At 33.3% G+C, this 16,312-nt stretch carries 11 protein-coding genes and 1 tRNA gene; 4 read left to right on the top strand and 8 right to left on the bottom strand.

What is annotated here, in order from left to right:
• Positions 1-470 precede the first annotated feature (470 nt).
• The 8 genes from ABJD66_RS06795 to ABJD66_RS06760 form a co-directional block, all read right to left on the bottom strand.
• Positions 471-1,340: an outer membrane beta-barrel protein gene (locus ABJD66_RS06795; RefSeq protein WP_348129662.1), complete on the bottom strand. Its 870-nt coding sequence runs from the start codon at positions 1,338-1,340 to the stop codon at positions 471-473.
• Positions 1,341-1,623: 283 nt separating this feature from the next.
• Positions 1,624-1,698 (bottom strand) — tRNA-Val (locus tag ABJD66_RS06790).
• 89 nt (positions 1,699-1,787) lie between these two features.
• A complete protein-coding gene (locus ABJD66_RS06785; protein WP_348129660.1) occupies positions 1,788-2,999 on the bottom strand; it encodes a folylpolyglutamate synthase/dihydrofolate synthase family protein in 1,212 nt (403 codons plus the stop codon).
• Between the two features lie 54 nt (positions 3,000-3,053).
• Positions 3,054-3,965 (bottom strand): energy transducer TonB, encoded by a 912-nt coding sequence (locus tag ABJD66_RS06780; protein ID WP_348129657.1) that lies wholly within the window; start codon positions 3,963-3,965, stop codon positions 3,054-3,056.
• Positions 3,965-4,351, bottom strand: a complete 387-nt coding sequence (locus ABJD66_RS06775) for a biopolymer transporter ExbD (RefSeq protein WP_100893691.1) — start codon at positions 4,349-4,351, stop codon at positions 3,965-3,967. The genes ABJD66_RS06780 and ABJD66_RS06775 overlap by 1 nt, the downstream gene beginning before the upstream one ends.
• 10 nt (positions 4,352-4,361) lie before the next feature.
• Positions 4,362-5,054 (bottom strand): MotA/TolQ/ExbB proton channel family protein, encoded by a 693-nt coding sequence (locus ABJD66_RS06770; RefSeq protein ID WP_100893692.1) that lies wholly within the window; start codon positions 5,052-5,054, stop codon positions 4,362-4,364.
• 50 nt (positions 5,055-5,104) lie between these two features.
• Positions 5,105-6,439, bottom strand: a complete 1,335-nt coding sequence (gene nhaD / locus ABJD66_RS06765) for a sodium:proton antiporter NhaD (RefSeq protein ID WP_303540838.1) — start codon at positions 6,437-6,439, stop codon at positions 5,105-5,107.
• 21 nt (positions 6,440-6,460) lie between these two features.
• Entirely contained in the window at positions 6,461-7,687 is a 1,227-nt protein-coding gene (locus ABJD66_RS06760; RefSeq protein ID WP_100893694.1) for a Glu/Leu/Phe/Val dehydrogenase dimerization domain-containing protein, read from the bottom strand.
• A 304-nt stretch (positions 7,688-7,991) separates the two neighbouring features.
• On the opposite strand from ABJD66_RS06760, the gene ABJD66_RS06755 reads away from it, so the two are divergent.
• The 4 genes from ABJD66_RS06755 to ABJD66_RS06740 all read left to right on the top strand — a co-directional run bounded on the left by ABJD66_RS06755 (position 7,992) and on the right by ABJD66_RS06740 (position 15,614).
• Positions 7,992-9,134, top strand: coding sequence for an acyl-CoA dehydrogenase (locus ABJD66_RS06755; RefSeq protein ID WP_303540836.1), 1,143 nt, complete (start codon positions 7,992-7,994; stop codon positions 9,132-9,134).
• A 235-nt stretch (positions 9,135-9,369) separates the two neighbouring features.
• Positions 9,370-13,881, top strand: a complete 4,512-nt coding sequence (gene gltB / locus ABJD66_RS06750; protein ID WP_348129651.1) for a glutamate synthase large subunit — start codon at positions 9,370-9,372, stop codon at positions 13,879-13,881.
• 6 nt (positions 13,882-13,887) lie between these two features.
• Positions 13,888-15,354, top strand: coding sequence for a glutamate synthase subunit beta (locus tag ABJD66_RS06745; protein ID WP_348129648.1), 1,467 nt, complete (start codon positions 13,888-13,890; stop codon positions 15,352-15,354).
• A gap of 68 nt (positions 15,355-15,422) precedes the next feature.
• The gene (locus ABJD66_RS06740) at positions 15,423-15,614 is read left to right on the top strand and encodes a cold-shock protein (RefSeq protein WP_013621600.1); all 192 of its coding nucleotides are present in this window, start codon (positions 15,423-15,425) and stop codon (positions 15,612-15,614) included.
• Positions 15,615-16,312 lie beyond the last annotated feature (698 nt).

Genomic DNA, 16,312 nt, shown 5'->3' with positions numbered 1-16,312 from the left:
CTAATTAAATTTGCAATTTCATTTGCTACGGATTTTGATGCGTTTGTAGAGTTTTTAAAAACAACCGTATTTATATTTTCAAATCTTTTTTCAAAACCTGTAGCCTTATCAATATTACTTTTTAACATGCTCTTTTAATTTATTTTGGGGTTAATTAAATCAAAGATTAAAAGTCTTTTTATATAATTTGATAGTTTTTAGACAAACACCATGTTTGGTGCACTATAGGTTAAAAAAAATCAATAAAAAGTATTTTTATTATGCATAACATTTACACTAATCATCTAATATTACTTTTACTAAGTTATAAATACTGGCTCTAGAAGTAAAGCAATAAACAATCTAATCACAAAAACTTAACAATTAACATAACACAATATTATAAAGTTAGTACTGCGTTAAAATAAAAAAAGCTTCTAAAATGTTAAATACATTTTAGAAGCTTTTTTAAAAATTTAGATTTAAAAGTACTACTGTTTTTTAGCAGACTTTTTAAATTTATATGTTACACCCACATTAATACCAAAAGAAGAATAAGGTACTTTTTGTGATAATTTTTTTGACGGATCTGTATTGTCATTTCTTAACTCATCTACATAGTTGGTTTTTTTAACATAACCTGGAGGCAAGTTATCTAAAGTATAAACACCTTCTGCAACCATATTACCATCTGGAGTAAATAAGTTAGTATTGAACTCTTGTAATTCAGAATCCTTACGCTTTAAGCTAATACCGTAGTATTCTGCTTCTACGTAAATACTAAAGTTGTTGTCTATAGGAAACTTATAGCCTAAGGCACCAACAAAACCTAATGGAAACTTACCGTGATAATCTTCTACATAATTAGTTTCTGAATAAGAACCTTCAGGAAGACTATATGGAGCTCTCTCTTCTTCAGATAATAATGTACTATTAAAAACTACAGCTTCTGTTTTCCCTGCTACTTTTAACAAAGCACCAACACGACCATAAAAGTTATCTGTAAACTTATAAGCTACAGCAACAGTTGCCCCAAAAGCTCTACCTCTAGCAATTGCATCTACATCTATATTTCTACTAGGAATATCTACTCTTGATATTGTATGATCTGCACCATTTAAGTAACCTACACCTAAGTCTAAACCAACTTTTTCATTAAAAAAATAAGTTCCTCTTAGTTGAAAGTTTACACCTTCACCATAACTACCATAAGTATTCTCTACACTTGTTGCTGTTGTTTCTGTTCCTAATTTCATTTCGGCGCTTCCTATTGCATAACCTGTACCTGCCGAAATTTCAAATTGAGCATAAGACATAGTACTAATTAAAATACCGACTAATAATATTACTCTTTGTTTCAAAATATATAGTTTTAAGTTAATATAACGTAAAGGTAGAAAAAAGGAAAACTAAGAACACCTCAATTACAGTAATTTCAAACGTTTAACACTAATTATCTAATATTGATAATTTATTTTTTAAAATAATCAAAAATACCGAAACCTACTGTTAACAAAGAAATAATAGTTGGATTTATTTTGATAAATAGTCATTTTTTAAAGATAATGACAGATTAAGAATCTATTCTATTAAAATGATATAAAACAAAAAAGCTCCCGATAAATCGGAAGCTTTTTGTTACTGTGGGCCCTACTGGATTCGAACCAGTGACCCCCTGCTTGTAAGGCAGGTGCTCTGAACCAACTGAGCTAAGAGCCCTCATTCACAATTTAGAAATTTGTTTTCCGTATTGCGAGTGCAAATATATAACTGTTTTTCATTTCTCGCAAATAAAAAATGAAAAAAAATTAAACTATTTCTGCAACAACAAAAGTGCTGCCTCCAACGTAAATTAAATCTTCTTTTTTTGCTAAAGATTTTGCTTTTTCAAGTGCTTCTTTTACAGACGAATAAGCATTACCCTGCAACAAAAAACCACTTGCTTCACCTTTTAACTCCTCTGCATTTAACCCTCTTTCTATTTTTGGACAACAGAAAAAATAATTTGCATTTTTTGGAAAAAGAGGTAAAATAGCATCCAAATTCTTATCCTTAACAACTCCCAAGACAATAAAAAGCGACTCGTATTTTTGTGCCTCCAACTGTTTTATAGTCAAACTTAAGCCCTCTTTATTATGTGCTGTGTCACAAATTACCCTAGGTTGCTCTTGTAAAAGTTGCCACCTACCCATTAATCCGGTATTTTCTACTACATTTATCAGCCCTTTTTCAATTGCACTATTAGTAATTGCAAATTCTTTTAATTGCTTAAGTGTAGCTAAAACACCTTTTATATTTTTTTGCTGATAATTACCCAACAAAGATGTTTTGTATGTTTTTACCAAAATAGAATCTGCAAAAAATATTGGTGCATTTTTTAAATTTGCAATTTCTTTAAAAATTGTTGCAGTCTCCGTTTGATTTTCACTTACTACAACCGGAATATTATTTTTAATAATTCCTCCTTTTTCTACAGCAATTTTCTCAAGAGTATCTCCTAATAAATCTGTATGGTCTAACCCTATGTTTGTTATTAATGAAACCTCTGGTGTAATTATATTGGTAGAATCTAATCTTCCGCCCAAACCAACTTCTATAATTGCAATATCCACATTCTCATTTGCAAAGTATGCAAAAGCCATTGCTACTGTCATCTCAAAAAAAGAGAGTTTATGCGCTTTAAAAAAAGACATATTATCTTCTACAAAGTTTATTACGTGACTTTGCGGAATTTTATCGCCATTAATTCTAATACGCTCCCTAAAATCTTTTAAATGCGGAGAAGTATACAAACCAACTTTATAGCCTGCCTCTTGTAAAATAGACGCCAACATATGACTACTAGAGCCTTTACCATTGGTACCTGCTACGTGTATACTTTTAAACTGTTTTTCTGGAGAGCCTAAAGCTTTAGAAAATAGCTTTATATTATCTAACTTACCATTAAACGCAGATTTTCCTTTGTTTTGGTATATTGGAAGTTGTGCAAACATCCAATCTAACGTTTGGCTATATGTCATTAAAGTTTATTAAATTGAGTAAATAAGAAGTAAAATTAAAGTAATTTTAGATAATTACTCTCCTAATTTAAAGTTTACAACAACAAATCCTATTTGTCTGCTTGGTGCCTTAGTATCTAAATTCCATTTATGTAAACGTGCTGTTGCCTCTGCTGGTTTTAACAAACAAGGGTGGTTATTAGTAGTACCTTTTACACCTGCAGTTGCAGATAGCACTTTGCCATTACGGTCTACTACTATTTTTACTACTACTCTACCCTCCTCATTACAATCTTGCTTAACCTGGCCTTTATTTAAAAGTTTTCGTCCTGACAATCCGTAACCAGAACCACCGCTTCCAGATCCAGGAGAACCATAGTAACTAGTTGCATATGGGTTTCCTTGCGGATTCCCCTTGTCACCAGCTTTATTATCATCTCCTTCACCTCCGGTAGCTTTACCGTCAGACTTAGCTAAACCACCAAAAAGGTTATCTACCTTATCTCTTTTAGCCTGTTCTGCTTTACGTTTACGTTCTGCTTCAGCCTTTTCTGCTGCAACACGTTGCTGCTCTTTACGCTCTGCTTCTGCTTTGGCTTTTTTTGCTGCAGCATCTGCCTTGCGTTTAGCTTCTTGCTTTTGCTTTATTAAAATAGATTCTTCGTTATCTTGTGTAACCAATTTTTCTGCAGCCTTTTCCTGCGCAGATTCTTGCTGCACTTCTGGTTCTGCAACTGGCTTTACCTCTTCTTGCTGTTCTTCTACAACTTCTTTGGTAGTTTTTACTGGTTCAGACTTTATTTTTTCTTTTGGTTGCACGTTACCCTTACCAAAATCCATCTGGCCAAAATTAACCGCAATACCTTTTTCTTCTGGTGGATCCATATAAGTTAACCCAACATAAAAAAGCAACAACAAGAGTACGCTTAGCAACAAAGTTGTAAGCGTAAAAGATTTTTTCTTGTGTTTGGTATCTAAGAACGACATTATTTAGCTCGCACAGCTAAGATAACCTTGTAATTATTTTTATTGGCAATATCCATAACGTTTACTGCCTCTTTAACAGGCACTGTTTCTTCTGCCCTTAAAATAATTGTTGGTTTTTCTTGACCTTCTAGTGCTTTCTTTAATTCAATTTCAATATACTTCCCGTTTATTTTTTCACTATTCACAAAATACTCTAAGTTTTTATTAATACTTACAGATACATTTTGTGTGTTGGTTGACTTCCCTTTTGCCTTTGGAAGCAACAGATCTAATGCATTTGGCGCGTTTGATGTTAACATAAAAAATACCAACAACAAAAACACGATGTCCGTCATAGACGACATACTAAAGTCTGGACTTACTTTATTTCTTCCTTTTAATTTCATCTAAAGGAATTTAAAGTGGTTCGTTTAATAAATCTAAAAAGTCTACAGCGTTTGCCTCCATTGCATGTACAACCTTACCTGTTCTGTTTACAAGGTGATTATACCCAATATAGGCAATAATACCTACTACTAAACCTGCAACAGTTGTTGTCATTGCCGTATATATACCAGATGCTAAAGAACCCATTTCTGCTTGTCCGCCTGCAGATGCCATTTCATGGAATGCCAAAATCATACCAATTACAGTTCCTAAGAAACCAATCATTGGTGCAGCACCAGCAACAGTAGCTAAAATACTTACATTTTTCTCTAACTTATATACTTCTAATGTTCCAGCATTTTCAATTGCTGTATTTATATCATCTAAAGGTTTTCCTATCCTAGAAACCCCTTTTTCAGTAAGTCTTGCAACTGGAGAATCTGTTTGCGCACATAACATACGGGCAGCATCTAGCTTGCCATTTGTTATATGATCTTTAATCTGATTCATAAAATTTTTATCAATTTTAGAAGCAGCCTTTATTGCAAAGATTCTTTCAAAATAAATATATAGAGCAACAAATAATAGAATTGCTAAAATTCCTATAATGATAATACTTCCTGCACCACCATTTACAATTAAATCTATTACCGATAGTGTTTTTTCTTCGGATACACTTTCTCCCATTACCACCTCATTAGCAGCATCTTGAAACAATAACATATATTTTCCAGTATTTAAGTTGCTCTTATAACGTTATTTTGCAAATAAAATTATGCGTTTAGTATAAAATCTCTAATTAAAATAAAACAGCCAGCACCTGCTAAAAATCCTACTAATGCCAACCAAGCTATTTTCTTAAAATACCAGAAGAAATCTATTTTTTCCATACCCATTGCAACTACACCTGCAGCAGAACCTATTATTAACATACTACCACCTGTACCAGCAGAATATGCAATAAAGTGCCATAATGGATCATCCATACCTTGTGGAAACATACCAATACTTGCTGCTACCAACGGAACGTTATCTATAACTGCAGAACCTGCACCTAATAACATTACAACAAAATCTGAATTTGGAATTGCAGCATTTAAGTTTTCTGCAAAGTGAAACAACATACCTAAAGATTCTAATGCAGCCACTGCTAATAAAATACCTAAGAAAAATAAGATACTTGGCAACTCTATCTTAGATAAAGAATGGTGAACTGGACTGTGATGAGAAGCAGCTTCACTTTCACCATCTACATTAGAAATACTAAATTTAGAATTACTGTATATTTCTGCAAATGTTGCAACAATAGCTAAAGAAAGCATCATACCTACATAAGGAGGTAAATGTGTTATTGTTTTAAAGAAAGGAACAAAAACAATAGCCCCTAAACCTAAGTATAACATTGTAGATCCAAATTTAGATTTCTTTTCACTATCTGCTTCTTCAACATCTTCAATATTACCTTTAAAAGCTTTAAATCTACTAGCTATAAATGTTGGTACAACCATACATATTACAGACGGTACAAATACGTGTTCTACTAATTGCGCTGCAGAAACCTTATCTGCAATCCAAAGCATTGTTGTAGTAACATCACCAATAGGAGACCAAGCACCACCTGCATTAGCCGCAATAATAATCATACCAGCAAACCACAAACGAGTTTCTTTGTTTCTAATTACTTTTTGTAAAATTGTTATTAATACAATTGTAGCTGTTAGGTTATCTATAATTGCTGATAAGATAAAAGCAAGAATGGAGAACAACCATAATAATTTACGTTTACTTTTTGTTTTTATAAACCCTTTGATTGTTGCAAAGCCATTAAAGTAATCTATGATTTCTACAATGGTCATTGCTCCTAATAAAAAGACCAATATTTCTGCCGTTTTACCTAAATGATGCAGTAAAATTTCATCTACGTGGCTAGGCGCTAATTCTCGCAAAGCCGCATCAACTTCAAAAACTGGCATATGAGCCAAAGCTATTACTGCCCATAACAATGCCATCATTGCAAGTGCAGGTATTAACTTATCTATTTTAAGATTGTGCTCTAAGGTTATTGCCAAATAACCAACAAAAAAAATAATTATTATAATGGTCTCCATTCTTCTTCTTCTTAGTTTAGTTTATATTAATTGTTTTAATGCTATCTCAAAGGCCGTTTTACTTAGCTCTTTTTTAGATGCGTTGTTTTTATATACATTCTGCATTGCTTTTTTAATGGTTTCAGATGTGTCTTGAAAAACTAACTCGTCATTCATTTCTACTCTTCTTTCCATAAAGTAAGCAAATACTCTTGCCATACCACAGTTAGATATAAAATCTGGAATTAAACTTACACGCTCATCTGTATATTCCATAATAGGACCAAAGAAAATTTCTTTATCTGCAAATGGTACATTAGCGCCGCAAGTAATAACTTCTAAGCCTGTATCTATTAACTGTGTTATTTGCTCTTTGGTAATTAATCTTGAAGCTGCACAAGGTGCAAAAATTTCTGCTTCTAATCCCCAAATTTGTTTATTTATTTCATCAAACGGAATCATATTCTCTGCTACAAGCGTGTTTCCGTTTTTGGCAAGGTAAAATTCTTTTATTTCATCAAAAGAAAAACCTTCTTTATTAATTACACCTCCATCACGATCTATAATACCTACTATTTTAGCTCCCATTTGGCTTAAATAATATGCCGCTGCTGCACCAACATTACCAAAACCCTGTACTATTGCACGTTTTCCTTTAATGGTACCACCATAAATATCATAAAAATGTTTTGCCGCTTCAGCAACACCAAAACCAGTAATCATATCTGCAACTGTATACTTACGCTCTACAGATGGTGAGTATGTACTACTCTCTATTACTTTTATTACTCCTAGTCTTAATTGACCTATACGGTTAATTTTATCTGCTTCTGTAGGTTTAAAGTGACCGTTAAAAACACCTTCCTGTGGGTGCCAAACACCAGCATCTTCTGTTATAGGAATTACTTCATGTATTTCATCTACATTTAAATCTCCACCGGTACCATAATAACTTTTTAACAAAGGAGCAACAGCATTATACCAACGCTTTAAAACACCTTTTTTTCTAGGGTCGTTTGGATCAAAATTAATTCCAGATTTTGCACCACCAATTGCTGGTCCAGAAACTGTAAACTTAACCTCCATAGTTTTTGCTAAAGAAAGAACCTCGTTCATATCTAAACCTTTACGCATTCTTGTACCACCACCAGCAGCACCTCCACGTAAAGAATTTATAACTGTCCACCCTTCGGCTTCAGTTTCAGAATCTTTCCAGTTAAAAACTATTTCAGGTTGTTTATCCTCGTATTTTTGTAGTAAATCTTTCATTTTAAATTGATTGTAAAATTATGTAACATTATTTATGCATCGCTATTGTGTTAAAAATATCCCTCCCAAACGGGAGTTACTGCTGTCTCATAATTTTGATATTAAATCAATTAATAAAAATTCAATTCAACAAATATAAAAATATTGCGGCATTTTTAAACTTTTAACAGTCATAGAATGATTAATTTTTCATTAATTTTACGTTGAACAGCATTAAAACACGGAGAAAGAGAGCCCAATGCTGTTGAATATATCACAATATAAACCTATATTTGTACACATAAATTAACATTATCGCAATAAGATGGACTTTAAGTTAACAGAAGAACAATTAATGATTCAGCAAGCAGCAAGAGATTTTGCTCAAAATGAATTATTACCAGGAGTAATTGAAAGAGACGACGCCCAAAGGTTTCCTAAAGAAGAAGTAAAAAAAATGGGTGAATTAGGCTTTTTAGGAATGATGGTTGATGCCAAATATGGTGGTAGCGGTCTAGACACACTATCTTACGTTCTAGTAATGGAAGAATTATCTAAGGTAGATGCTTCTTGCTCTGTAATTGTCTCTGTAAACAACTCTCTTGTTTGTTGGGGTCTAGAAACTTTTGGTAACGAAGAACAAAAGAAAAAATATTTAACAAAGTTAACTACAGGAGAAAGCATAGGCGCTTTTTGTTTATCTGAGCCTGAAGCTGGTAGTGATGCCACATCACAAAAAACTACAGCAATAGATAAAGGAGACCATTACATATTAAATGGTACTAAAAACTGGATTACCAATGGTAGTTCTGCAGATTACTACCTTGTAATTGCACAAACAGATGTAGAAAAAGGTCACAAAGGAATTAATGCACTTATTGTTGAAAAAGGTGCTGAAGGTTTTGAAATTGGTCCTAAAGAAAATAAATTAGGAATTAGAGGTAGTGACACTCACTCTTTAATTTTTAACGACGTAAAAGTACCTAAAGAAAACAGAATTGGTGAAGACGGTTTTGGTTTTAAATTTGCTATGAAAACACTTTCTGGCGGAAGAATTGGTATTGCAGCACAAGCGTTAGGTATTGCAGCTGGTGCTTATGAATTAGCATTAAAATACTCTAAACAAAGAAAAGCATTTGGTACAGAGATTGCTAACCACCAAGCTATTGCTTTTAAATTAGCAGATATGCATACTTCTATTGAAGCTGCAAGAATGTTAGTTTACAAAGCTGCAATGGATAAAGACAATCATGAGAATTATGATTTATCTGGAGCTATGGCTAAATTATACGCATCTAAAGTTGCTATGGAGGTTTCTGTAGAAGCTGTACAAGTGCACGGTGGTAATGGCTTTGTAAAAGATTACCACGTAGAGCGTTTAATGAGAGATGCTAAAATTACACAGATTTACGAAGGTACTTCTGAAATTCAGAAAATAGTAATCTCTAGAAGCATTTTAAGAGATTAATTAGAAAGATACGTTTGTTTTAACACAAAAGCTGTGCAATAATTTATTGCGCAGCTTTTTTTATATCTATTCTAAAAATTAACATTGTGAATTTGATAATTTACATACCCTTAAAAATTTAAAATTTCATTTAATTTATCAATACACTGAAAATGATGAATTAATTTTTAGGTTATCACCTATTCTTTAAACATAATTTAACAATTATAATATATTTGAAAAAATGTGATAATTTATGAAGCTGAAAAAACAAGGGTTATACCTACCGGATTTTGAACATGATAATTGTGGAGCTGGTTTTATCTGTAGCTTAAAAGGAAAGAAGTCTAACGACATTATACATAAAGCTTTAGAGATATTAGACAAGCTAGAACACCGTGGTGCTGTTAGTTCTGATGGCAAAACAGGAGATGGCGCTGGTATTTTAATAGATATACCACATGATTATTTTGTAGAGGTTTGTAATTTTAATTTACCGGAACCAGGTGAATATGCTGTTGCAAACATCTTTTTACCTCAAAAAGAAAACCAAAGAGATTTTTGTATCTCTGTATTTGAAGAAAACATAAAAAAGCAAGGCCTACAATTGTTAGGCTGGAGAGATGCACCTGTAAACAAAAATGTTCCAGGACGCATAGCTATGGAAACAGAGCCATTTGTTAAGCAAATATTTATTGCTAAAGAAAATAGTTCTCAAGATTATGCTGCTTTTAACCTTAAACTATACATTGCTCGTAAAGTAACAGAGCATACTATTTTAAGTTCTAAATTATCTGAAAGCGGATTTTTCTACGTTCCTAGTTTATCTACAAAAATCATTATTTTTAAAGGTCTTTTAATGCCACAAGACATTAAATTTTACTTTAAAGATTTAATGGATCCAAGAGTGGTTACAAGACTTGCTCTTGTTCACCAACGTTTTTCTACCAACACCTTCCCTACTTGGGATCTTGCACAACCGTTTAGGTATATGTGTCATAATGGAGAAATAAACACATTACGTGGTAATGTATCTAGAATGCGCTCTAGAGAAGAACTACTAAAGAGTGATTTATTTGGTGATGAAATAAAAAATATACTTCCTATAATATTACCAGGAAAATCAGATTCTGCAACAATGGATATGGTAGTAGAATTGCTACTAATGACAGGTAGATCCTTGCCAGAAGTTATGATGATTATGGTACCAGAAGCATGGGAAAAAAACCCAGATATGTCTCCTGCTAAAAGAGCATTTTACGAGTATAACTCTTGTATGATGGAGCCGTGGGATGGACCCGCATCTGTACCTTTTACAGATGGCAACTATATTGGAGCAGTTTTAGACCGTAACGGGTTAAGACCCTCTAGATACTCTGTTACTAAAGATGGCTACGTAATTATGTCATCAGAAACTGGTGTAGTAGATATAGAACCAGAAAACATTGAGTTTCATGGACGTTTAGAGCCAGGAAAAATGTTTTTAGTAAATATGGAAGAAGGCCGTATTGTTAATGATGAAGAAATAAAAGAAAAAATTGCTCAATTAAAGCCTTACCAAAAATGGCTAGATAATAATTTGGTGCATTTAAAAGACATCCCTTATAACGACTGCCCTTTATTTTTAGGAGAAGAAAGCTTAGAGAAAAGAAAATCACTTTTTGGCTATACGTTAGAAGATATAAACACCATTATATTACCAATGGGTAAGTCTGCCAAAGAGCCTATTGGCTCTATGGGATCTGATACGCCAATTGCCGTTTTATCTGAAAAGCCACAACTTATATACAACTACTTTAAGCAACTATTTGCCCAAGTAACAAATCCTCCTTTAGATGGTATTAGAGAAGAGTTAATTACAGATATTAGCTTAACCCTTGGTAGTGATCATAATATTTTTGACTTTTCAGAATTACACTGTCGTAAATTAAAAATTCAGAATCCTGTAATATCTAAAGAAGATTTAGATAAGATAAAAAACTATGACGCTAGTCCAGATTACAAAGTAACATCTATTCCTATTCTGTACAAAATAGAACGTGGACACAACGCCCTAGAAGAAGCATTAGCATCTATATTAGACCAGGCATCTAAAGCAATAGATAACGGTACAAATATTATCATTTTATCAGACAGAAATGTAAACAAGGACAATGCTCCTATACCTGCCCTATTAGCATTATCTTTTGTAAATAGTGGACTGCAAAAATTAGGTAAAAGATCTAAACTTAGTGTAATAATAGAATCTGCAGAGCCAAGAGAAGTGCATCATTTTGCATTATTATTTGGTTATGGAGCAAGTGCTGTAAACCCTTATTTGGTTAACGAAATTATAGGTGAACAAATAGAAGAAAATGACATTACAGACATTACTTTTGATGAAGCTATAAAAAACTACAATAAAGGTATTGGAAAAGGCGTGTTAAAGGTTATGAACAAAATAGGGATATCTACCTTAAACTCTTACCGAGGGTCCCAATTGTTTGAGTGTATTGGTATAAACACCAAAGTGGTAGATAAATATTTTCCAAACACACCTACAAGAATACAAGGTATTGGTTTATACCAAATAGAAAAAGAAATAGCAAAAAGACACCAAAAAGCATTTAACACTAAAGAAGTAGCAGCTAATTTAGAGTTAGAAATGGGTGGCGCATATAGATGGCGTAGAGATGGAGAAAAACACTTATTTAACCCACTTACTATTGCCAAATTACAAAAAGCAGTTCGTAATAACGAACCAAGCACATACAAGGAATACTCTAGTTTAATAAATGAACAATCTAAACATTTAATGACCATTAGAGGTTTGTTTGAGTTTTCTAACTATGACCCAATCCCTATTGAAGAGGTAGAGCCATGGACAGATATTGTAAAGCGATTTAAAACTGGAGCAATGTCTTACGGATCTATTAGCAAGGAAGCTCATGAAAATTTAGCGATTGCAATGAACCGTATTGGCGGCAAAAGTAACTCTGGTGAAGGTGGTGAAGATGCAGAACGTTTTTATAAAAACGAAACTGGAGATTGGAGAAACAGCGCTATAAAACAAGTTGCTTCAGGTAGGTTTGGTGTTACATCTAACTACCTAACAAGTGCTAAGGAAATACAAATTAAAATGGCACAAGGTGCTAAACCTGGTGAAGGCGGACAATTGCCTGGACCAAAAGTAAATCCGTCTATAGCAAAAACAAGAAACTCTACTCCGTATGTAGGGCTTATCTCTCCTCCTCCACATCATGATATTTATTCAATTGAAGATTTATCTCAATTAATTTACGATTTAAAATCTGCTAACAGAGAAGCAAGAATAAACGTAAAATTAGTATCAGAAGTTGGTGTAGGTACTGTAGCTGCGGGTGTAGCAAAAGCAAAAGCAGATGTTGTATTAATTTCTGGTCACGATGGTGGCACAGGAGCATCTCCTTTAACATCTTTAAAACACGCAGGTTTACCATGGGAGCTAGGTGTTGCAGAAGCACAACAAACCTTAGTGATGAACGATCTTAGAAACAGGGTTGTTGTAGAATGCGACGGACAACTAAAAACAGGTCGTGATGTAGCAATTGCCTGTCTGCTTGGAGCAGAAGAATTTGGTTTTGCTACCGCTCCTTTAGTGGCTTCTGGCTGTATTATGATGCGTGTTTGCCACTTAAACACTTGTCCGGTTGGTATTGCTACTCAAAATCCTGAACTGCGTAAAAAGTTTAAAGGAAAACCAGAACACGTAGTTAACTACATGTACTTTATTGCTCAAGAACTAAGAGAAATAATGGCGCAACTAGGTTTTAGAACTGTAAACGAAATGGTAGGTCAGGTTCAAAAACTAGATCGCAACAAAGCTATAGAACATTATAAAGCAGAAGGCATAGACCTTACTCCTATTTTACACCAAGTAGATGTACCTGCAGATACCAAACTTCACAACACACAAAAACAAGAGCACGATATATATAAATCTATAGAGTTTAAAATTATAGAAAAAGCACACCCATCTTTATTTAGAAAAGAAAAACTAACCTTAGATTTTCCTATTAAAAATACAGACAGAGCAGTTGGTGCAATTATAAGTAATGAAATTTCTAAGACCTATGGTGCAAAAGGCTTACCTATAAACACGCTACGTTTAAACTTTACTGGTTCTGCCGGACAAAGTTTTGGTGCCTTTGCAACCAGAGGTTTAACAATGACAGTTAATGGTAATACTAATGATTATTTAGGAAAAGGATTATCTGGAGGTAAATTAGTAATAAAAGTACCGGAAGGTGCCACTATAATTCCGGAAGACAATGTTATTACAGGTAATGTAACCTTATATGGTGCTACTGCTGGTAGAGCCTATATAAATGGTAAAGCAGGTGAACGTTTTTGCGTTCGTAACTCTGGAGCAAAAACTGTTGTAGAAGGCATTGGAGACCATGGTTGTGAATATATGACTGGTGGTGTAGCTGTAATTTTAGGCGAAGTAGGTCGTAATTTTGGAGCAGGTATGAGTGGCGGTATTGCTTATGTATTTGACCCAAACAAAACGTTTGAAAAAAACTGCAATAAAGAAGCTCTTAATTTACTTTCTGTAGATGAAGCCAATGATATTGCAGAACTAAAAGACCTTATAGAAAGCCATTACAATTACACTATGAGTCCTCTGGCACAACGCTTGCTAGAAAACTGGGAAAACAGTTTACCAATGTTTGTTAAAGTATTCCCTGAAGAATACCGTCAAGCATTAAAAAGATTAGAAGAAGAAGAAAAAGCTAGCATAATATAAAGCACTATGGGAAAGATAACTGGATTTTTAGAGTTCGAAAGAAAAATAGAAGACTATGCTCCTGTAGAAGAGCGTATAAAAAATTATAAAGAATTTACACAACCATTAAAGGAAACTGAATTAAAAGACCAAGGTGCACGTTGTATGGATTGCGGAGTTCCGTTTTGCCATAGTGGATGCCCATTAGGAAATTTAATTCCAGATTTTAATGATGCCGTTTACAAGGGAAAATGGGAAAAAGCTGCAAGCATATTGCACTCTACCAATAACTTCCCGGAATTTACTGGTCGCTTATGCCCTGCTCCGTGCGAGGAAGCTTGTGTATTAGGTATTAATGAAGACCCTGTGTCTATAGAAAATATTGAAAAAAACATTGTTGAAACTGCTTTTTCCAACGGATGGATAACTGCACAACCGCCAAAAACTAGAACAGGTAAAAAAGTTGCTGTTGTAGGGTCTGGACCTGCTGGTTTAGCTACTGCACAACAATTAAACAGAGCCGGACATTTGGTTACTGTTTTTGAGCGTGATGCTAAAGTTGGTGGATTATTAAGATACGGTATTCCTGATTTTAAGATGGAGAAAAACGTTATTGACCGTAGATTAGAAGTACTAAAAGAAGAAGGCATAGTATTTAAAACCAATACACATATTGGTGTAGATATTGATGCAAACACCTTAAAAAAAGATTTTGATGCTGTTGTACTTTCTGGTGGGGCTACAGTACGTAGAAATTTACCTATAAAAGGAGCAGAACTAAAAGGTGTTGTACAAGCAATGGACTTTTTAAAACAAAATAACAAACGCGTAGATGGCATTACAGATTTAGGTGAAGAAATAAAAGCAACCAACAAAGATGTTATTGTTATTGGTGGTGGAGATACTGGATCTGACTGCATAGGAACATCTATACGCCATGGTGCTACTTCTGTCTCTAATTTTGAGATTATGAGCAAAGCAACTCCAGAGAGACCTGCAGACCAGCCTTGGCCGTTTTGGCCTATGCGTTTACGTACAAGCTCTTCTCATAAAGAAGGTGCAGAACGTTTCTTTAGCATTTCTACCAAGGAATTTGTTGGAGATAAAGATGGTAATTTAAAAGGATTAATTACCTCAGAAATAGAGTGGATTAAAACTCCAGGACAAAGACCAAGCCTAAAAGAAGTTCCTGGAACAGAAAAAGAATGGAAATGCGACTTAGTTTTGCTTGCAATGGGTTTTACAGGATCGGAAATGACTGTAGCTCAACAACTAGGCTTAGAAGCAGATCCTAGAACAAATATTAAAGCCTCTGCAAAAAACTATATGACTAACGTACCTGGTATTTTTGTAGCTGGCGATCAAAGAAGAGGTCAATCTTTAATAGTATGGGCCATCTCTGAAGGCAGACAGGCTGCGCATCACGTAGATGTTTACCTAACAGGAAGTTCTACTTTACCATTAAAAGGAGAAGGCGATTTACCTAGAGTTTAGAAAAAAAAATAAAAATCACTTTGTATTGATATTATACTATCTTTGCACTTTAAATTAAAAATAAAATTATGAGTAACGGTACAGTAAAATTTTTTAACGACTCTAAAGGTTTCGGTTTTATCACTCCAGATGATGGTGGTAAAGACGTTTTTGTTCACATCAGTGGATTAACTCACGAAATAGCTGAAGGAGACAAAGTTAGTTATGACGTTGAAGAAGGTAAAAAAGGACCTAATGCAGTAAACGTTGAAGTCCTTTAATATATAAAGAATTTAACTTATTACATGCAAAGCCTGTTGTTTTATACAACAGGCTTTTTTGTTTTTTAAAATACTACTTGCATCATAAATTCTCAAACATATATAATATACAGTATAAGCAGCAACATACTTATACAAAAAGCACAATTGCGTAGGTTTACATCACAATTTTTACATAATTCTTTTTATCAAATTAAAAAAGTGATAAACAAAAACTAAATTTCATCTTGAATAGAATTAAACTAGGACAATTATAAAAAACAAAACTCTAAGTTTTATGATTAAAAAATTCCTACACAACATTCTATTATCTACATAAAATATCGATTAATAGATGAAATACATTATGATATATCTTCACTAATATTTTTTTTACACCCACTTTTTATATCACCACCTCCATATTTTGTAGGTCTTTACATCAATTATAGGAAGTTTTTCACATCACTTAAGTAAGAAATATTTTTTTATAGTTGAAAATAATTTAATACATTAGTCAGCATAAAGACAATATTTTAGAATTTTTCTCTTTCTTCCAAAATAAAATAATGTCATATTTAAGGACTTAGGTTTTTGCCTAAGTATGGAGAAAATTTCAAAAAAGTAGTTTTTTGATGCTTTCTCTTTTTTTTTATACTAGTCGAAACTAAAGAGGAACTGTAACATTTTAAAAATTAATTTTAATTAAAAAAACAAAT

Source organism: Cellulophaga sp. (assembly GCF_039943695.1).
In the GTDB taxonomy this organism is placed as follows: domain Bacteria; phylum Bacteroidota; class Bacteroidia; order Flavobacteriales; family Flavobacteriaceae; genus Cellulophaga.
This window is presented reverse-complemented; position numbering and strand designations above follow the sequence as displayed.